This window comes from Streptomyces sp. NPDC005899, assembly GCF_040629645.1.
Classification (GTDB): domain Bacteria; phylum Actinomycetota; class Actinomycetes; order Streptomycetales; family Streptomycetaceae; genus Streptomyces.
Window position 1 is genome coordinate 15,321 of sequence record NZ_JBEXWB010000013.1, and the last position, 18,324, is coordinate 33,644.

Below are 18,324 nucleotides of genomic sequence, written 5' to 3' on the forward strand. Positions count from 1 at the left end.
GGGGCGGGTGGAGAGGGATGGCGGTGACCGGGCGGACGGCGGCGGTGGCGGCGGGACCCCGGACGGGTCCGGTCAGCCGGCCCTGGTGTCCACGGGCGGCCCCTTCGTGTCACTCGTGTCCGGCGCGCGCCGCGCACGCGGCACGAAAGCACTGTCCGTGTCGAAGGCCCCCCGGGAGACGGCCCGTTCGAGCCACCAGCCGGCCAGCTGCGAGGTGACGATCGCGGTCAGCACGAGGGTCGTGAACAGGGACGCGTTGACGATCCCCGCGTCGAAGGAGACCGTGGCCAGCACGATGCCCGGGCCGCCGCGGGCGTTCAGGGCGATCGCGAGGTCGAGGGACTCCGGCTTCGGCCGGTCCGAGAGCCGTGCTCCCGCGTACGCGCTCGTGGCCTTCGCCAGGCAGGCGAGCAGGATGAAGCCGACGGTGAACCAGAGGTCGAAGGAATGCACCAGGTCCAGCTTGAGGCCGACCGTCGCGAAGTAGATCGGGATGAAGAACCCGGTGGCGAATCCGCGCAGCTGTCCCAGCGAACCACCCTGCCCGCCCGCGCCGGCGGGTCCGGTCGCGGCGACCCCGCCGGGGCTGCCCGCGCCGGTCCCGGTCACGGCATCCTCGCCCGGGCTGCCGACGCCTTCCCCGGCGGTCCCGGTCACGGCACCTTCGCCCGGGTCGCCCGCGCCGGCCCCGGTCATCCCGGAGAGCAGTCCCACGACGAACGCCCCGAACATGGGGGCGACCCCGAGGAAGACGCAGCTCGCGGACACCGCCAGGAGCACGGTCATGCGCACCGCCACCGTGGCCGGCGGGCGGGCGGTCCCGCCGGTCCTGCCGCGCGCGCGGCGCCGTACCACCGTGGCGCCCAGGGTCATCAGACCGAAGAAGGCCACCGAGGCGACCGGGTGGTAGGCGGCCGAGGCGTTGGCCGACTCGACACCCAGGGCGTGCGCCAGGCCGAAGCCGCCTTCCCCGCCTCCCGCGACCATGCCGAGCGCCACGGAGAGGATCACGTTCAGGATGACGTCCTCCACCACCGCGACCGACAGCACCACCCGGGCGAACCGGGTGCGGATGATGCCGAGGTCGAGCATGATCCGGGAGATCACCGGGATGCTGGTCACGGCGATCGCGCAGGCCAGGACCAGGGTCAGCGCGGTCACGTCGCCGGCCGGGCCGAGCAGGTCCCCGGTGCCGACGACTCGGACGGCCAGCAGGCCGATGCCGAAGGGCACGGCCATCCCGGCCAGGGCGATCACCGCCACGGACCGGCCGTCCTGCCGGGAGAAGACCCGGCGCATCTCGGCCCCGGCCGTGAACATCAGCAGGAGCATCCCGAGCTGGTAGACCAGCGCGATCCCCGACGCCACCGGCCCGTCCGAGGGGAAGAGCCAGCTCTCCGTCCGGGGCAGCACCTGCCCCAGCACCGTCGGCCCCAGCAGCAGACCGCCGAGGATCTCACCGATCACGGGCGGCTGCCGGAACCGGGCGAAGAGCCTGCCCATGGCGTGCGCCGCCAGCAGCAGCAGCGCGAGACCCGCCAGGACCCGGAAGAGCTCAGTCTGGGACATGGGCGTCCAGACTGAAACGGGAGGCCACGGCCGAGGTGGAGCCCGTGTACTTGCCGTCGTAGCCCGCCGGTTCGCCCTGCATCGACCAGAAGGCCAGCTTTCCGACGACCATCCCCGGATACACCCGCACGGGGTGGGCGACCTTCATCTCCAGCGTCCACGGGAAGATCGCACCACTGTGGCCGAGCGGCGCGGAGAACTGGATCCAGATGCCGAGCGTCGAGGCCGACCGGCAGGCGTAGAGGGTCGCCGCGTAGTGCGGGCTGCCCATGGCCTCCATGGTGCCGCCGAGGTAGAAGCGGCCCGGCTCCAGGACCATGCCCTCGGGCCCCATCTTCAGCCGCTCGGCCTTCGGCGGCTCGAAGCAGTCGATCACCTCCTGCTCGTACCGGAGGATGTCGTCGGCGAGCCGGAAGCCGTAACTGTTCGGCTCCAGCCGCTCCGGGCAGAAGTCGTCGATGTGGATCCGTCCGGCGCGCACCTCGGACAGGATCTCGGGCCCGCTCAGGATCACAGCCAACTCCCCAGCAAGGTGTGGACGGCCGACCTGTAGGTGTCCAGGTCCCGGCTGTTGTCGATGACGGCGTCCGGGGTGATCAGATCGATCTCCCGGGTCGAGCCGTCGGCGTGCGAGAGGTCGCCCCGCCCCGCCAGGCGCTTGCGGCGCAGGTCCTCGTCACAGGTGACGCGCAGGACGCGGAAGCCCTGCCCGCGCAGGGCGGGGGCGTCCACGTGCGGGTCGCGCAGGTCGTCGTTGACGACGAGCCGGGCGTCGGTGCCCGCGAGCCGGGCGGTGAAGTCGGCGGCGAGCGAGTCGGGGCGGATACGCCGCATCGCGCCGGCGAGCGCCTCCATCAGGACCTGGTCCTGCGCCCCCTCGCCCAGCACCGCCCCGGCCGCCCGGTAGACCTGCTCCTGGAGGTCGTACAGGGGCTTGGCGAGCTTGATCCGGGCGTGGGTCAGCCCCTTGACCCGGGCGTACTCCTCCACGAGGGAGGCGCAGGTGGACTTGCCCGTGCCGGTCAGGCCCACGACGGCTATCCGGAGAGAGGGGCCCCCGTCCGGCGTCATCGCGCGGCCTCCCCACCGGTGGTGCGGGCCAGCACGGCGTCCGGGTCGACGTCCAGGGTGCCCCGCAGCCGCACCATGTCGACGGACCCGAGGGCCGTGCGCAGGTCGGCCAGGCCGCGGTAGAACGCCGCGTAGTCGGGGACCAGGTAGGTCTGCCAGGTGAAGAAGGTCGTGTCGACCTGACGGTCCACGATCTTGTTCAGGTGCGCCCAGCGCTCGTTGCCGTCGGTCAGGTGCCGCACGGTCAGCGGCTCCCCGGGGACGACCTCGGGCAGCAGCAGCGCCGCCAGCCGCTTCGGCTCGCCCGTGAACTCGGCACCGAGCCACGCCTCGAAGACGTCGGGGTCCATGAGGATCTTGTGGCCGGGCTCGTAGGTGTCGATCAGCGCGTCGACGTCGTCGCGGACCATCTTCTCCAGACGGGCGTCCGCCCGGATCGTGCCGACCCCCACGTACGGGTAGTCACGCCAGGGGTACACGAGGATCTCGCCGTCCTCGATCGCGCAGAACAGCTTGTCCCCGGTGAAGTACTCCCAGCCCGGCCGGCGCAGGGCGGACAGCAGGGTGGTGGTCTTCCCCGCCCCCTTCGGGCCGGCGATGATCACGGCCTCGCCGTCGCGGTGCAGGCCCGAGGCGTGCAGGACCACGGTGCCGAGGTTCTCCTCGTGGCGGATGACGAGGTCGCGCACGAAGTCGAGGATCTGCACGGTGGAGCGCTCGGTGATCCGGACGAGGAAGGAGGTGTCCTTCGCGGTGTCGGCCGGGGCGTCGAGGAGCGTGGCCCGGTTGACGTACTGCCGGCGGCCCTCGGTGTCGACGAGGTGCGCGTCGAAGTTGAACTCCGCCGCGTTGCTGCGCCGGATGACCGACTGCGGCAGGTCCCAGACCTCCGGGGCGACGTCGGTGTCCGGGTCGTAGGAGCGTACGTCGACCGAGAAGGTCACGTCGCCGGCCGGTTCCGGGGCCATCAGGTGCCGGAAGAAGCGGTGGACGGGCTCGAAGACGCGCTCCGCGTCCCCGGCCACGTCGAAGCGCACGGTCGTGTGGAGGAAGTTCAGGTAGACGGTCATGCTCGGGTCGCTCTCCTCTGTGCGGCGCAGGACGCGAGCGCCCGCAGCAGTTCGTCGGCATGGGCTCGGAAGGACTGGGACCAGATGGGGTCGAGCAGGGGTGCGAGGCCGTCGACGCCCAGTTCGTAGGTGAGTGACAGCGAGACACGGGTGCCGGTGCCGGCCGCGGCCAGCGCCCACTCGCCGGACAGCTTCTCCAGATCGCCCGCGGTCTGCTCGAAGCCCAGCCGCAGACCGGGTCCGGCCGCCTCGCGCTGGCGCCAGGTCACCTCGCTGCCGTTGAGCAGCACGGTCCACTCGTTGACACGGAACGTCCTGCCCGGATCGGACACGGGGCTGACGGCCACCACGTGCCGGGCCCGGGACGCCAACCGCTCGCTGTCCTTGACCCAGTCCCACACCTCCTCGGGGGTGTGCCCCTCGATCAGCGTCTCCGCCTGAACCTCAGGCATGTGCACCTCACTTCTTCGTCGCGGACGGTTCAGGCGGCCTTCATCAGCGGGGCCAGGAATCCGATGTCGAGCCCGGCGGCGCGGGCGAGTTCGGCCCAGACGCGCAGGGTGCGCAGCATGTCCCGCTGCCCCTCGGCGACGAGGCGGTCGGGCAGTTCGCCGGGGAAGCCCTCCAGGAGCCGGTCCCACAGCACGTGGATGTCGTCCACCGCGCACGTGCCGCCCCCGAACTCCTCGTGCAGCCCGAAGACCCCGGCCAGTTCGGGACCGGTCGCGTCGACCACCTCACGCATCCCGTACTCCAGCGCCAGCGCCAGGCAGTGCTCGTCGTCCACGACGGCCCGCCCCGACAGCCGCTGGTCGATGTCCAGGAGCTGCTCCAGGAAGCGCAGCTTCGCCGCCTGCTGCATCTGCGGCTGCTCGGTGCCCCCTTCGAGGTCCTCGACGTACGCCCGCCCTTCGGCGAGCATCAGCCAGGCGGCCTGCACCCACACCTCGACGGACTGCGGACCCGCCATGACGTGCCCGGCCCGCACGGACGGGAAGGGGGTGAGCTCCCGGACGCCGCGCGCTGTACGCGGTGCCCCGGTGCGGTCGTCACTCATGTCCTGCCGGCTCCTGTCCGTCGTGGTCCCGTTCTGTCCTGTCATCGCCCGGCCTCCTCGTGCCGGTAGCCGATCCGCAGCCGGGCGGCGCCCGCCCGCAGGGCCCGCAGCAGGGAGGCGGCGGTGGGCGCGTCGAGAGCGGCCAGCTCGTCGAGGCCGACGGGACCCCGGGTGAACGGCAGGTCCGACTCGCCGCCCACTCCGGGCAGCACCACACCGCCGCCCGCTCCCACCAGGAGCGAGGCTCCGGGCAGGAATGCCTTGACCCGGGCGGTGACCTCGACGCCGACCGTCACGCTCCGGGCGGTGCCCGTCGCCCGGAGCGCCTCCAGGGTCAGCTCCGCGAACGGGGCGGCGAGCGGCTCGTCCGCCCGGGCGGGGCCGAGGAAGGTGTGGACGTCCTCGCGGAGCCGCTCCAGCGCGAGGGCCACCGTCCGGAGCGGCTCGTCGTGCCAGCCGCCCTCCGCCATGAGCCGCGTCCAGCGCAGCACGTACCACTTGCGCGTGGTGTACACGTCCCCGTGGTGCGAGAGGAGGCCGTCCATCAGGTGCAGCAGCACGTTGTAGGCGTAGCCCACACGCCCCCGCGTCTCGCCCGCCCGCTCGGCCAGCGTCGTGTGCGCGACCTGTTCGACCGCGGTGTGGAGCGCGGCGCGGCACCAGACGCGGCTCAGGGCAGGCAGCGCGTCGAGGTAGGGCGCGGTGCCGTCCATGGCGATGCCGTTGACGATGCGCTCGGTCTGCTTGCGGCGCGGCTCGCGCTGTTTGTCCCAGGCGCGGAAGCCCGCCACGGTCTCCTCGGCCGGGAGGCCGGCGAGGCGTTCCAGCTCCGCCAGGTTGGAGGCGAGCTCGCTCTCGCTGAAGGAGACGACCTCCAGATGGTGGCCCTCCTCGAAGATCTTGGTGGATATCCGGGGGCCGTCGATGGCGGCTTTCTGGATCCGGATGAAGTCCAGGTCGCTGGTCGGGTTGGCCAGTCCGTGGACCGGGGAGCTCGTGAGCAGCAGCAGGCCGTCGCCGACGCGCTCGCGCATCAGCTCCGACAGCCACAGGGGGTCCAGGTGACGCCCGTCCAGGAAGGCCGTCACCTGCCCGTGGCGGCGGGCCGCCAGCTCGTCGGCGGAGAGGGGATGGGGAAAGCGGGACGGCATGACCATCATCTTTCGTCGGTCGGTTCGGGGAGGCCGGTGCGGTACAGAGCCTCGGCGCCGGCGCCCAGGCCGAGCTGGCCGAGGACCAGGGCGGCCACCAGGGTGTTGTCGACGGGCCCCGCTGCGGAGCCCGGCGGGATGCCGGGGCCGACCGCCGCGTGGACCGCGTGCAGCCTGCTGTCACCGGTGTTGACCACGTGCGCCCCGGTCTTGGCCAGCCGCCGCACCGTGGGGCCCTCGCCCAGCAGCTGGGCACTGGGCTGGTAGTCGTCCGCGAGGGCGACGTAGGCCACCTCGGCGTCGGCCCGCGCGCCACTGAGCGGTTCGCCGTCGCTGTCGAGGAAGCCGGCCACCACCCGGCGGCCCGTCTCGGGGTCGGTGATCGAGGACAGCGCCTCCCGCGCGCGTGACATCACCAGGCTGACCTTCGCGGGATCGTCGGCCGTGCCCTCGGCGACCCAGAGGGAACCGTTGTTCGCCGGGTGGTAGAAGACCTGGGAGCCCTCCGTGTCGAGGTCCCCGTCGACGTCACGGGCCGCCAGGCCCGCGTCGACCAGCCGGTCGTTGAGGTGCACCAGATGGGTGCTGCCGACCATCCCGTGGTCGGCTCCGAGCACCACGGTGTCCTCGGGCCCGGCCCGGTCGAGGACCTGCCCGAGGATCGTGTCCGACCAGGCGTAGCAGCGCCGGACGTACGACCACACCCGGGCGGAGATGTCCGGGCGGTGCGCCGCGCTCCGCTCGTCGCACCAGCCGAGTAACTCGTGGCCCACGTCGTCGGTCATCGGCAGGTAGATGACGACCAGGTCGGCGTCGTGCGTCTCCAGGGCCGCCTCGGCCGCCGCGCCGAAGGACCGGGCGACGCACTCAACGGAGGACAGGAAGACCTCCTCGGCCGAACCGTCCCCGCCCTCGGCCAGCCGGGGGCCGAACGCCGCCCCTCGGTAGAGCCGGCCCACCCCCTCGCCCGCGAAGGGCGGGCACTGCCCGAAGCGGTGCAGCAGCTTGGGGTTGCGTCCGGCGGTACGCGCCTTCCACACCCCGGTGTGCACCAGCACCAGCCGGCCCGCCACCCGCAGGCAGCGCACCCAGGTGCCGTGGTACCGGTCCAGGACCAGGGGCTGCCACCCCTCGTCCGCGACGAGCCGCAGCCGCTCGCCGCCGGTGATCCGCACCCGCGCCGTGCCGCCCGCGTCGTGCTCCACGGCGGCCTCCACGCGGAACGTGCCGATCTCCCACCGCTGTGCGCCGGGACGGGACTCCAGCGTGTGCAGCGCGTACGGCGCCAGCCGGCCGCTGTACGCCTCCACCGCGCCGTCGACGTGCGGTCCGACGCGGTCGTGGGCCCCGAAGACCCAGGGGACGTGGACCAGCGCGCTGGTCAGGTCGTTCTCGGACATCGCCTCCCACACCGGCGGCGTGGCCGGGAAGACCGGGGCGAAGCCGCTGACGTGGCTGGCGACACCGTCGCCCGCCCCCGGCACGGTGTAACCGGTGACCTGGTGCTCCGCCGGCCAGGTGCCGGTGAACAGCGTCGCCAGGGACGGCGGCGTCTGGCAGTTGGGGCGTGCGGGCCGCGCGGCGCCGAAGACGCCGCGCTCGCGCATCCGGGTCACCGCGGGCAGGGCGCCCTCCCGCTCCAGACGGTCCACCACCCAGTGCGCTCCGGCGTCCCAGACCACCCAGTAGACGGTCATACCAGGCCCCGGTCCCGTACGAGCGGCCCGATCGCCGCCACGGAGTCCACCTCGTGGGTGGCCCGCCCGGTCAGCCCTTCGGCCCGCTGGTCCTCGTACTTGCCCGTGCGCACCTGGACGGTCCGGCACCCGGCGGCGAGGCCGCCCGCGATGTCGGTCGTGGCGTCGTCCCCGACCACCACGCACGCGGACACCGGCAGGCCGAGCGAGGCGGCGGCGAGTTCGAAGAAGTCGGTGGCCGGCTTCCCCAGCACCCTGGCCTCGGCTCCGGAGGCGTAGGCGACGGCCGCGACCACCGCGCCGGTGTCCAGGTGGTCCCCGTCGGCCCGCTTGAAGTAGCGCCCCGTCTGGAGGGCGAGCAGGCGGGCCCCGCCCCGTACGGCCCGGAAGGCGCCGTCGAGGGCGGCGTAGTCCAGGGTGTCCCGGCAGTCGCCGATCAGTACGTGGGTGTAGGGGGGCTCGTCCACCAGGGTCGGCAGCACCTCGCGCAGTTCCCGCGAGACCAGGGGATAGGTGCGGGCACCGGCGGCCGACAGCAGCTGCGCGGCCGCCACCACCGGTGTGAAGAGTTCGTCCGCCGCCACGTCCAGCCCGTAACCGGCCAGCTCCGCCTGGATGCGCTCCGCCGGCTTCGAGTCGGTGTTGGTCAGGAAACGCAGCCCCACGCCCAGCTCGCGCAGCTCGGCCACCGCCTCGGCCGCGCCCTCGATCGCACGGCCCCGGGCGTACAGGGTGCCCTCCAGGTCGAGCAGGACCGCCCGCACGGCGGCGTCCGTCATCGGCCGACCTTCCGGGCCAGCTCGGGCCGGGCGGCGACGGCGTCCTTGAGGAAGGTGCGCTTGGAGTAGAAGCCGCGCTCGGCGTCGAGGCCGCGCGCCCGGAGGAAGGACTCCAGCCGGACGGCGATCTCGTCCATCTCGGCCAGCACCTCGTCCGGGTCGGGCTCGACGGCGACCCGGCTGCGCAGGTACTCCAGCTCGCACTGGTTGAGCGTCACCTCGCGGGCCTCGACCAGGCTGCAGTGGTCGAAGAAGATGCCGTAGACGTGCCCGGTGCGCACCGACTCGAAGTTCACGTCGTAGCGGACCCGCCGGAAGGAGGGCAGGCGGACGGCCTCGACCTTCAGCTCCTCGGTGATGTGGCGTTCGAAGCCCCCGTCGTCCGCCAGGTCCAGCCCGTAGGTGTGGCTCTCCCGGCGGTCGAAGGTGTCCTGCGCGTACCACTTCCGCTTGAGCAGGTGCTTGCCGTCGGTGGTGGGGATGAAGGAGGCGTAGCCGAGTTCGGCGTCGGTGGGGCCGGTGACCTCGAAGAGGTGGTTGAGGTAGTCCCATGCCTGGTACTCGTCCCGGTACTCCATGATGTAGCCGGGCAGCCGGCCGTTCAGCAGGTCCTGGTACAGCTCGACCGTCAGCGTCCAGACGTCCACCGGCGGGGCGAGCGTGTACTTGTACTCGAGTTCCTGGCCCTGGAAGCACTTGCGGTAGTAGCGCTGGTGGTTGTTGAGGAAGAGGAAGCTCTCCCCGTGCAGCCGGACCGCGTCCGCCAGCCACCCGAGGGTCTCGACGTCCGCCGTGGCCACGGGCTCGGGTGTGATCCGGATGAAGCAGGCGTCCTCCGCGAGGAAGCGGATCTGGCTGTGCACATGGGCCCGGTCGCCGTCCGCGGTGACGTAGAAGAGCGGGACGAGGGGGCCGGCGGGCAGGCCGGTGACGGCGGTGACCGCCTCGCGCAGGGCGCCGCCCACCAGCATGCCGGGGAAGAGCTCCTCCCCGCGGGCCTTCGCGCTGTGCCGGCGGGTGCCGTCGACCGTGCGCACCGCCAGTTCCAGTGCGCCGAGCCGGTCCCAGCGCAGGACGACGGTGTTGCTGGGGAAGTCCTGTTCCACGGGGGCGCCGAGCTCCACGAGGACCACGGGGTCGGTGGCGGACAGGGGGGCCGTGCCGTTGAGGAGGTGCAGCCCGCCCAGGACGAGCCAGGCCCGCCGTCCGGCGGTGGTGTCCTCGGGGGCGGCGGACGGGGTGGTGTCGCTCACGGTCGTTCTCCCTCGTGGCCGGTCGTGGCGACCGTGCCGTCACTGATCACTGCCTCGGTCCCTGAGACGCCCGCGGCGGTCACCGCCGGTATCCCGGCCTCGCGCAGCAGGATGGCCAGGTGCCCCAGCGCGGAGCCCTGGTCGAAGACGAATCCGGCCACGTGGTCGAGCAGGACCGAGAGCACCGCGTAGGGCCGTGCGGCACTGATCACGGGCTTCTCGTCGTACGACCTGACCAGGGCCAGGACGCGTGCCAGCCCTTCGTGCTCGGTGACGTCCTGGGACTTGTCGATGCTCACGGCCGGGCCGATGGAGAGGCGGCGCAGCAGCGCGTCGTCGTCCAGGCGCAGGAGCGGGCCCCTGGCGGTGCCGGGGGAGATGCAGACCTCCCCGTGCGTGACGGACACGGTGTCGTCGCCGCCGAGCACGGAGTAGTCGACGAAGTACAGCGTGCCCCGGTCCAGGACCCATTCGAGGGTCACCGGTCCGTGCTCGGCGTGCATCGCCCCCGTGAAGCGGGCGAGTTCGCCGAGGTGCGGGAGCAGGACCTCCCCGCCGGCCGGGCAGGTGACGTCGGCGCCGTCGTCGAAGCCCGCCGAGACGTCCGGGACGATGATGGCCTCGCCGCCCGCGGTGCCGCGGTTCAGCGCCATGAGTCCCTCGTCGGTGTACTCGACGACGAGGCCGCCGGCGCCCGCCCGGCGGGAGATCACCCCCAGTTCGCCGCGTATGAAGTCGCGTACGACGACCGTGTGCAGCCCGGTGCCGTCCCCGGTCGCCCCGGTGGTGACGGCCAGCTGGCGGGCCACGTCCTCCTTGGGGACCACGATCTGGCGCAGGGTGTCACCGAAGTCCAGTACGCACTCGTCGGTACCGCCCGACAGCGTCTCGCGCAGGGCGGCCACGCCTTCGGCGCCGTGCAGGCCGAGCCCGTTGAAGCGCAGGACCCAGCCCGCGCCGGTGGACACCCCGTGCGCGTGCGCCAGCCGGTGGGCGGGCCCGCGCTTGGCGGTGTATCCGCTGTAGACGGCGGCCACCGCGCCGAGGCCGAAGCCGGCGGGGAGGTCGGCGGTGTACAGCGGGTGCGCCTCGACGACCGGTTCGGCGGAAGTCCGGGAGACGTCGCGGGAGGCGGTCAGCGGGCGCACCTGGACGAGGTGGACGCCGTCCGCGTCGGCCGCCCACTCGACGTCCACGTCGTGGCCGCGCTTCTCGCGCAGGCGCCGGGCCAGGCCGACGACCTCGACGAGGACGTCGTGCTCGGCCGGTTCGCGCTCCGGCCCTCCTGCCGTCAGCTCGGCCGAGTCGGTGCGCCGGGGTACGGCCACCCCGGCCACGAGCTCGTCGGCGAGGCCCTCGACGTACTCGACGGACACGAGGTCCCGGTCGCCGTCGAGGCCGGTGAACGCGACACCCGCGTAGGCCGGGCGCACCAGCCTCTGCACGATCACGGCGAGGCGGGGGGTGGGCGAGAAGAGACCGGCCCGGACGCGCGCGGCGACGGCCGGTGCCTCGTAGTACGAGCGCCAGCACTGCTCGACGGCGTCGACGACGGCCTCGACCCCGGTGACGCCGAGGACGGACTGGTGGATGCCGGCGAGACTGGAGCCCTCGGTGTCCTCGTCCAGGCCGGAGGACCGCACGGCCAGTTCGGTCTCCGTGCCCTCCAGGGCGGGGAACATCTCGTTCAGCCGGACGGTCAGCAGGGCGCGGGCGGCCTCGGGGAGCCGGATCTCGGCCCCGATCTTCTGGATCTTCGCGACGGAGTCGGTGAAGAAGGCGCCGACGGTGGCCTTCAGGTCGCCGAAGGCGTCGGCGAGCGCGGTGTTCTGCTCGGCGGTCAGCGCGTCGGTGAACTCACCGGCGGGTACGCAGAAGGCGGCCGGCACCCGGAAGTCGTGACTGGACGCGGACAGCTGGGCGAACTTCGGCCCCACCTCGGCCCCGTCGGCGCTGGCGCCCAGCCCGGGGAAGCGCTGGCGGGCGAACTGCTTGTCGAAGTCGACGTGGATGTCGCTGGAACGGGGCCCGACGGAACCCTGGTACTTGCCGTCGTACAGGACGATCTCACCCTGCGGGCGCCACCACATCATCTGGCCGATGTTGATGCCGGGATACACCCGGACCCGGTTCATGGTGTAGAGCTGCAGCGTCCACTGACCCGTGTAGCCGATGTCGCCCAGGCTGGCGGACAGGTTGATGAAGAGCCCGAGCCGGGCGACCGAGGAGCGGGCCGCGAACGTCGGCGCGTAGTGCTCGCTGCCCAGCACCTCGACGGTGTGCGCGAGGTAGAGGCGGCCGGGTTCCAGGACGAACCCGTCGTCCGGGATCGTGATCTCTTCGAATTCGTTCGTGCGCCGGGCGTCCAGCGGTGTGTCCCGGTAGGTCCGCAGGGTCCTGCCGAGACGGAAGTTGTAGCTGTTCGGGTTGACCTGCTCCGGAGTGAACGGCTCTATGGTGATGCGGCCGTTCGTCCGTTCTCGCTCGATCTCGGAACCGGTCAGAATCATGGGTCGTCCCGTTGCTCGTTCTCGGCGGATGGTCTGGGAGGGATCCGGAGGGGCCGGCGCGGACGCCGGCCGAAGGCGTGTCAGCCCCAGCCGGTGTCCGGGACGCGGCCCGTGAACGCGTACTCCCCGCCGTGGCTGCCGGCCGTGACGCCGCCCATGACGGACACCTCACATAAAGCGCGCATCGAAATGCCTTCTTCGGACGTGTGCTGATTGATTCCTGTTCACCCGCCCGTCGTGCGCACCCCCTTGTGCGACGGAACGGCGGGATGAATCACCATGCCAGAGCTCGCAGAGGCATGTGTGGGCAGAATGGAGCAGCAAGCTGCATGGCAGCATGCTGCCATGGCACGGACTGGGGGGAATGATGGGGAAAATCGCCAATGCGGACATAAGCGGAACACCGGAAGAGACACTACGGGCGGTGTATGAATATGCGCTGCAATGCGCCGCCGAACATACACTTTCGGCCAATTCCATCAGTGCGCGTACGGGTTGGCCCACCACTCAGGTGAATGAGGCCGTGCGGGAACTCATCGGCCTGGGACTGCTGCGGGGAGGCCCCGGGGACGAACTCCGGGCGGTGGCCCCGGAGGAGGCCGTGGCCGGGGTGGTCGGCCCCCTCGACCGCGACATCCGCACCCGCCGCGCTCTCGCGGAGCGGAAGCGGGAGTCGATCATGGCCTTCCTGCCGGTCTTCCAGTCGAGCCAGTACTCCCGGGAGCGGGAGAGCAGGTTCGAGGTGCTGGAGGACCTCGGCCAGGTCCGCGAGGTCATCACCGACCTGGCCGCGCGGTCCCGCACCGAGATACTCACGGCCCAACCGGGAGGAGGCCGCGACGAGGGAAGCCTCAGGGAGGCGGAGCCCCGGGACCGTGAGGTCCTGGACCGGGGTGTGCGGATGCGCGTCCTCTACCAGCACACCGCCCGCTTCAGCTCCTGCACGGCGGCCCACATCGATCACATGCTGGAACTGGGGGCGCAGGTGCGGACCCTGGACGACCACTTCAGCCGCCTGCTCGTCTTCGACGCGGAGACGGCCGTCATCTCCCTGGCCGCCAACCCCCTGGGAGCGGTGGTGGTGCGCGAGCCGCACACGGTCGCCTTCATCGTGGAGACCTACGAGCGGCTGTGGCTCTCGGCCGACCCCTGCACGGGCGCCCCCGCCGCGCGGGCCGGGGTCGCCGGCGACGTCCGGCAGGCCATCGTCCGCCTCCTCGTCGAGGGCATGACGGACGCCTCCATCGCATCGCGCCTGGGGATGTCGGTGCGCACCTGCCGCCGGCACATCGCCGACGTGATGGAGGAGTTGGGGGCCCAGAGCCGCTTCCAGGCCGGTTACCTGCTAGCGTCCCCGCCCAGCGGGACCGACGATGCGCACGCGTAGGCACGTCGGCATGCCTCCGCGACCATCCGGGCAGAACTGAGCGACCGCATCCGCATGGGAACGACAGGGAGGCATGTTGACGAGGCATCAGGGGACCTACGAGGCGCTACCGCACGGGCGGGCGCAGGTGCACGGGCAGGTGCACGCCGGCTTCGAGGGTGTGCGCGAGGCATTCGCGCACGTGGTGCGGGAGCAGCCCCGGCCGACCGGGCTGCAACTGGCGGTCCACCGCGACGGGGTGCGCCTCGTGGACCTCTGGGCAGGCCCCGGGGTCGACGGGGACACCCTGACCGGCGTGTTCTCGGTGAGCAAGGGGGCCGCGTACATCGTCGTGGCCCTGCTCGTCCAGGACGGCGTGCTCGACCTGGACCGGGCGGTCTCCGCGTACTGGCCGGAGTTCGGCCAGGCCGGCAAGGAGCGGATCACGCTGCGGCAGGTGCTCGCCCACCAGGCGGGTGTGGTCGGTGTCGACGAGGTGTTCACGATCGAGGAGCTGGCCGACGACCGGCTCATGGCCGGACGCCTCGCCGCGCAGGCCCCGTACTGGACACCCGGAACGGCCTTCGGCTACCACGGGCTCGTCATCGCCGCCCTCCTGGGCGAGGTCGTCCGCAGGGTCACCGGGCGGAGCCTGCAGGACTGGTGGGAGACGCGTGTCCGGCGGCCCAGCGGCGCCGACTTCTTCCTGGGACTCCCCGAGGAACTGGAGCCCCGCTACCTGCCGGTGACCCCCGCGGTGCCCGAGCCGGGTGCCGAGGAGCCCGCGCAGGAGTCGCGAAGGCTCGGCGAGATCGCCTTCAGCACGGTTCACCTCCCGGACCTCTCGCCCTTCCCGAACTTCCGGCTCACCAGGGCCCTCGGTCAGGGTTCGGCGGGCGGCGTGGCCTCCGCCCGGGGGGTGGCGGCCGCCTACGCCGCGACCATCGGCGCCCTGGACGGCGCAGCCGCGCTGCTCGCCCCGGACACCATCGAGACGTTCACCCGGATCCACTCGGAGGGGACCGACCTGGTGGGCGGCGGCGAGAGCAGCTTCGCCCTGGGGTTCCAGCCCCTCGGCGAGCGTCACCCGGCGCTGGGCGCGGACGCCTTCGGCCACGGGGGCGCGGCCGGTGCGATGGCGTTCGCGAGCCCCTGTATGAGCCTGAGCTACGCCTACGTCCGGAGCCGGTTCGCCCTCGGGGACAGCGCGGACGAGGAGAACACCCTGCTGATCGACGAGGTGGTCTCGGCCGTCCGCGGCCGCGGGTAGGACCACCCGGCGTCCGGTGCCGGCGATGTCCGGCCCGGAACGCCCTTCCGCCCCCGGTCGAGGGGCGCCGCCGTCACGAGCGGCGAGGCCGGTCCCGTCCCGGCGCCACGGCACGGCCCGCGCGGGCCCACGCCGCGGGGCACGCCCGCGCATCCGGGGGCGCCCTGATTCCTACCTGTCCGGACGGGCGAGCCAATATCATCGACCGGGCGGTGCCCCCACAAGGGGCCTGTCCGGCGGACACGGGGGCGAGACATGCATACAGAAGGAACGAAATCACCAGAGGCGATACCCGGGGCTGAGGACCTGCGCTTCGGGATCCTCGGGCCGCTGGAGGCGTCGGCCGGCGGGACGAGGCTCTCGTTGGGCGGGGCGGTCCAGGAGCGGGTGCTGTCCGTCCTGCTCCTGGAGCCCGGCCGGGTGGTGCCCATGCCCCGCCTCGTCGAGGCGGCCTGGGAGAACGACCCGCCGGCGACCGCCTCGCACCAGGTGCGCAAGGCGGTCTCCGACCTGCGGCGCCGCATCCCCGGTGACGGGGTCATCTCCACCGAGGGCAGCGGCTACCGCATCACCGTGACCGCCGCGCAGCTCGACCTGCTGGAGTTCAACGACCGCGTCAGGGCCGCCGAGGAGGCCCTGCGCGAGGACCGGCGGCCCGAGGCGGCCGCCGAACTGGAGGCCGCGCTCGCGCTGTGGCACGGGGCGGTCCTCTCCGGCCAGGGCGGAGCGGTCATCGAGTCGGCCGCCACCGTGCTGGAGGAGCGCCGGCTGGTGGCCACGGAGGACCTCTTCGACCTGCGGCTGGCACTCGGCCAGAGCGGCGAGCTCGTCGCCGACCTCAGGACCCTCGTCGCCGCGCACCCGCTCCGCGAGACCTTCCACGGTCACCTCATGCTTGCCCTGTACCGCACGGGGCGGAAGGCCGAGGCGCTGAACGAGTACGCCCGGGTCCGCGAGATCCTCGCCGACGAGCTGGGCGTGGACCCGGGCCCCCCGCTGGCCAAGCTCTACGAGGACATCCTGCGGGACGAGCCCGGACTGCTCCTGGCGCAGCCGCCACCGCCCGCCCAGGAGAGACCCCCGGCCCAGCCGCTCGCGGTCTGCACCCTGCCCGAGCCCCTGCCCGACTTCACCGGCCGCCAGCGGGAACTGACCGAGCTGCTGGGCTACGCCCGCGCGTCCGACGCCGGCGACCGCTCCACCGTCGTCGTGGCCGTCGACGGCATGGGCGGCTCGGGGAAGACCTCGCTCGCGGTGTGGGCGGCCCACCAGCTCGCCGACCGGTTCCCCGACGGCCAGCTCTACGTGGACCTGCGGGGCTTCACACCGGGCGAACAGCCCCCGGTGCCGCCCGGCGCGGCGCTCGACCACCTGCTGCGCTCCTTCGGCGTCAGCGACGACCGCATCCCCGGTGACCCCCAGGCCAGGGCACACCTGTGGCGGGCCACCGTCGCCGGCCGCAGACTGCTGCTGCTCCTGGACAACGCGGCCCACGCCGAACAGGTCATCCCGGTGCTCACCGCCTCCCCGGGCTGCCTCATCCTGATCACCAGCCGCTCCCGGCTGCTCGACCTCGACGGGGTCAACTGGGTCTCCGTCGGCCTGATGACGCCTCAGGACAGTGCCGCCCTGGTCGCGGCGACGCTCGGGGCGGACCGGGTCGAGGCCGAACCCGAGTCGGCGGCCGAGCTGGCCGAGCTCTGCGGACACCTGCCCCTGGCCCTGCGGATCGCCACCGCCCGGCTGCGCAACCGCTCCTCGTGGACGCTGCGCTACCTCGCCGAACGCCTCCGGGACGAGACCCGCAGGCTCGACGAGCTGCGCTCCCCGCAGCGCAGTGTCGCGGCGACGCTGCACCTGTCCTACATGGCGCTCAACGTGCGGCAGCGGGCCGCGTTCCGCACCCTGGGACTCCACCCGAGCACCGGGATCGACGTGTATTCGGCGGCCGCCGTGCTCGGCACCGACGTCCACGACGCCGAGTCGACCCTGGAGATCCTGCTGGACATGCGGCTGGTGCAGCAGCCGGGGGTCGGCGTCTACACCCTGCACGACCTGGTCCGCAGCTTCGCCCGGAGCCTGTTCGGGCCCGGGACGGCCGACCAGGACTCGGCGGCGGTGGAACGGCTGCTCGGCTACTACCTCACGGCGACGGACGTCGCCTGCCGGACCCTCTTCCCGGGCCGGGAGCAGCGCGACACCGGCATCCCGCCGTACGAGGGGAGCCTGCCGCCCCTCGCGGACGCCGAGGCGGCGCGCGCCTGGTTCGACCGTGAGCACAGCGGGCTGCTGGCGGCCGTCTCCCTGGCGGAGCTGAACGGGCTGCACCGGCACACCGTCTGCCTCACCCGCAACCTCAGCTTCCATCTGAACGCGCGCGGCCAGTTCGACGAGATGTGGGACGTCTGCCGGACCGCGCTGACCGCCGCCCGCGGGCTGGGCGACGCGCATCTCCTCTGCGTCACCCTGTCGAACGTCGGGGTGGCCTGCTGGAAGGTGGGCCGGTTCGAGAGCGGGCTGGAAGCCGCGCAGGAGGCCAGGGAGGTCGCCCTGTCCCTCGGTGACCGGCGCATCCAGGCCCACAGCGAGTCGACCATCGGACTGCTGGCGTCGATGCTCGGCCGCTACGAGGAGGCCCTCACGCTGCTGAGCGAGGCCGTGGCCAGGTCCGAGAAGCTGGGTGCCACCCGCGCGGAGGCCGAGGGGCTGTCCACGCTGAGCACGCTGTACGAGAAGTGGGGCCGGTACGCCGAGGCCGCGCAGACCGCCCGCCGGTCCCTGGAGATCAGCCGCGAGCTCGGCTACCACGGGAACCTGGTCATGGCGCTGACGGACCTCGCCTTCGCCCAGGTGGGCCTCGGCGAGCTGGAGGAGGCCGACGCGAGCCTGGAGGAGGCGCGACGGCTGAGCGAGATGCGCACGGCTCCGGGGGATGTCGGTCTGGTGCTGGCGCTGTCCGCCCACGTGGCACACGCCCGGGGCAGGACCGCCGACGCCGAGGGCTTCGCGGTGCGGGCGCTGGAACTGTCACGCACCGGTGCCACTCCGGTGCGGCTGGCGGAGGTGGAGAACATCATCGGCCACCTGCGGGGCGCGCTGGGTGATCACGCGTCGGCCCTGGAGCTGCACCGACACGCCCACCGTGCCGCGGTGGACATGGGCTTCCGCTCGGAGGAGGCGTCCGCTCTCACCGGTCTCGCCCGGTCCCTGGAGCTGCTCGGCGACGCGGAGGCGGCCGAGGAGCGTCTGGCCGAGGCCGGCCGTCTGTACGCGCTCATGGGTGTCCGGAACCCGCGGGCCGTGTCGGCCTGAGCGGGCGGGCGCGTTCAGGGGGAGACGGGCGGGGTGGCGGGGCCGGCGTTGTTGGCGAGCACCACCGTGGCGCCGGTCGCTCCGCTGCCGGGCACGTCGTTGGCGGTGACCACGGTGAGCGCGAGCCCGGTCATCATCAGGGCCGCGATCACACCGGCGACGCCGCGTGCGGTCCGGACCGGGTTCGTGTTCGAGGTCTCGCTCATGTTCGCGCTCCTG

Annotated in this window: 15 protein-coding genes; 3 read left to right on the forward strand and 12 right to left on the reverse strand. The window is 72.7% G+C overall.

All coding sequences use genetic code 11. From position 1 onward, the window contains the following. Nucleotides 1-72: 72 nt before the first annotated feature. The 11 genes from ABZ371_RS03345 to ABZ371_RS03395 are packed head-to-tail and all read right to left on the reverse strand — an operon-like array spanning nt 73 to nt 12,157. Nucleotides 73-1,569 carry a cation:proton antiporter gene (locus ABZ371_RS03345; RefSeq protein WP_358672885.1) on the reverse strand — a complete coding sequence of 499 codons (1,497 nt, stop codon included), beginning with the start codon at nt 1,567-1,569 and terminating at the stop codon, nt 73-75. Further along, on the reverse strand, nt 1,556-2,083 hold the full coding sequence (locus ABZ371_RS03350) for a deoxycytidine triphosphate deaminase (RefSeq protein ID WP_358672886.1): 528 nt from the start codon (nt 2,081-2,083) through the stop codon (nt 1,556-1,558). Before ABZ371_RS03350 ends, ABZ371_RS03345 begins: the two co-directional genes overlap by 14 nt. Further along, nucleotides 2,080-2,640, reverse strand: coding sequence for a hypothetical protein (locus tag ABZ371_RS03355; protein ID WP_358672887.1), 561 nt, complete (start codon nt 2,638-2,640; stop codon nt 2,080-2,082). Before ABZ371_RS03355 ends, ABZ371_RS03350 begins: the two co-directional genes overlap by 4 nt. Then, nucleotides 2,637-3,710, reverse strand: a complete 1,074-nt coding sequence (locus ABZ371_RS03360) for a hypothetical protein (RefSeq protein WP_358672888.1) — start codon at nt 3,708-3,710, stop codon at nt 2,637-2,639. Before ABZ371_RS03360 ends, ABZ371_RS03355 begins: the two co-directional genes overlap by 4 nt. Continuing rightward, nucleotides 3,707-4,162 carry an SRPBCC family protein gene (locus ABZ371_RS03365; RefSeq protein WP_358672889.1) on the reverse strand — a complete coding sequence of 152 codons (456 nt, stop codon included), beginning with the start codon at nt 4,160-4,162 and terminating at the stop codon, nt 3,707-3,709. The genes ABZ371_RS03360 and ABZ371_RS03365 overlap by 4 nt, the downstream gene beginning before the upstream one ends. Nucleotides 4,163-4,191: 29 nt before the next feature. After that, entirely contained in the window at nt 4,192-4,812 is a 621-nt protein-coding gene (locus ABZ371_RS03370) for a DUF6031 family protein (RefSeq protein ID WP_358672890.1), read from the reverse strand. Next, complete coding sequence (locus ABZ371_RS03375) at nt 4,809-5,918, reverse strand: DUF6001 family protein (protein ID WP_358672891.1); 1,110 nt, start codon at nt 5,916-5,918, stop codon at nt 4,809-4,811. Before ABZ371_RS03375 ends, ABZ371_RS03370 begins: the two co-directional genes overlap by 4 nt. Nucleotides 5,919-5,923: 5 nt before the next feature. Continuing rightward, nucleotides 5,924-7,615 carry an alkaline phosphatase family protein gene (locus ABZ371_RS03380; protein ID WP_358672892.1) on the reverse strand — a complete coding sequence of 564 codons (1,692 nt, stop codon included), beginning with the start codon at nt 7,613-7,615 and terminating at the stop codon, nt 5,924-5,926. Further along, the gene (locus ABZ371_RS03385) at nt 7,612-8,394 is read right to left on the reverse strand and encodes an HAD hydrolase-like protein (protein WP_358672893.1); all 783 of its coding nucleotides are present in this window, start codon (nt 8,392-8,394) and stop codon (nt 7,612-7,614) included. The genes ABZ371_RS03380 and ABZ371_RS03385 overlap by 4 nt, the downstream gene beginning before the upstream one ends. After that, a complete protein-coding gene (locus ABZ371_RS03390; RefSeq protein ID WP_358672894.1) occupies nt 8,391-9,647 on the reverse strand; it encodes a hypothetical protein in 1,257 nt (418 codons plus the stop codon). The genes ABZ371_RS03385 and ABZ371_RS03390 overlap by 4 nt, the downstream gene beginning before the upstream one ends. Next, complete coding sequence (locus ABZ371_RS03395; RefSeq protein WP_358672895.1) at nt 9,644-12,157, reverse strand: PEP/pyruvate-binding domain-containing protein; 2,514 nt, start codon at nt 12,155-12,157, stop codon at nt 9,644-9,646. Before ABZ371_RS03395 ends, ABZ371_RS03390 begins: the two co-directional genes overlap by 4 nt. A 523-nt stretch (nt 12,158-12,680) precedes the next feature. Here ABZ371_RS03395 and ABZ371_RS03400 point away from each other — a divergent pair. The 3 genes from ABZ371_RS03400 to ABZ371_RS03410 all read left to right on the forward strand — a co-directional run bounded on the left by ABZ371_RS03400 (nt 12,681) and on the right by ABZ371_RS03410 (nt 18,105). After that, a complete protein-coding gene (locus ABZ371_RS03400) occupies nt 12,681-13,544 on the forward strand; it encodes a helix-turn-helix transcriptional regulator (RefSeq protein WP_358672896.1) in 864 nt (287 codons plus the stop codon). 73 nt (nt 13,545-13,617) lie between these two features. After that, nucleotides 13,618-14,793, forward strand: a complete 1,176-nt coding sequence (locus tag ABZ371_RS03405) for a serine hydrolase domain-containing protein (protein ID WP_358672897.1) — start codon at nt 13,618-13,620, stop codon at nt 14,791-14,793. A 255-nt stretch (nt 14,794-15,048) separates the two neighbouring features. Next, nucleotides 15,049-18,105: a BTAD domain-containing putative transcriptional regulator gene (locus ABZ371_RS03410; RefSeq protein WP_358672898.1), complete on the forward strand. Its 3,057-nt coding sequence runs from the start codon at nt 15,049-15,051 to the stop codon at nt 18,103-18,105. A gap of 14 nt (nt 18,106-18,119) precedes the next feature. Here the strand turns inward: ABZ371_RS03410 and ABZ371_RS03415 are convergent, their stop codons facing one another. Further along, nucleotides 18,120-18,311, reverse strand: a complete 192-nt coding sequence (locus ABZ371_RS03415; RefSeq protein ID WP_358672899.1) for a hypothetical protein — start codon at nt 18,309-18,311, stop codon at nt 18,120-18,122. Nucleotides 18,312-18,324 lie beyond the last annotated feature (13 nt).

Coding starts and splice junctions, on each gene's coding strand:
- ABZ371_RS03410 (WP_358672898.1), top strand. CDS start 15,049: ATGCATACAGAAGGAACGAAATCACCAGAGGCGATACCCGGGGCTGAG.
- ABZ371_RS03380 (WP_358672892.1), bottom strand. CDS start 7,615: ATGACCGTCTACTGGGTGGTCTGGGACGCCGGAGCGCACTGGGTGGTG.
- ABZ371_RS03365 (WP_358672889.1), bottom strand. CDS start 4,162: ATGCCTGAGGTTCAGGCGGAGACGCTGATCGAGGGGCACACCCCCGAG.
- ABZ371_RS03375 (WP_358672891.1), bottom strand. CDS start 5,918: ATGCCGTCCCGCTTTCCCCATCCCCTCTCCGCCGACGAGCTGGCGGCC.
- ABZ371_RS03385 (WP_358672893.1), bottom strand. CDS start 8,394: ATGACGGACGCCGCCGTGCGGGCGGTCCTGCTCGACCTGGAGGGCACC.
- ABZ371_RS03345 (WP_358672885.1), bottom strand. CDS start 1,569: ATGTCCCAGACTGAGCTCTTCCGGGTCCTGGCGGGTCTCGCGCTGCTG.
- ABZ371_RS03395 (WP_358672895.1), bottom strand. CDS start 12,157: ATGATTCTGACCGGTTCCGAGATCGAGCGAGAACGGACGAACGGCCGC.
- ABZ371_RS03415 (WP_358672899.1), bottom strand. CDS start 18,311: ATGAGCGAGACCTCGAACACGAACCCGGTCCGGACCGCACGCGGCGTC.
- ABZ371_RS03360 (WP_358672888.1), bottom strand. CDS start 3,710: ATGACCGTCTACCTGAACTTCCTCCACACGACCGTGCGCTTCGACGTG.
- ABZ371_RS03405 (WP_358672897.1), top strand. CDS start 13,618: ATGTTGACGAGGCATCAGGGGACCTACGAGGCGCTACCGCACGGGCGG.
- ABZ371_RS03370 (WP_358672890.1), bottom strand. CDS start 4,812: ATGACAGGACAGAACGGGACCACGACGGACAGGAGCCGGCAGGACATG.
- ABZ371_RS03355 (WP_358672887.1), bottom strand. CDS start 2,640: ATGACGCCGGACGGGGGCCCCTCTCTCCGGATAGCCGTCGTGGGCCTG.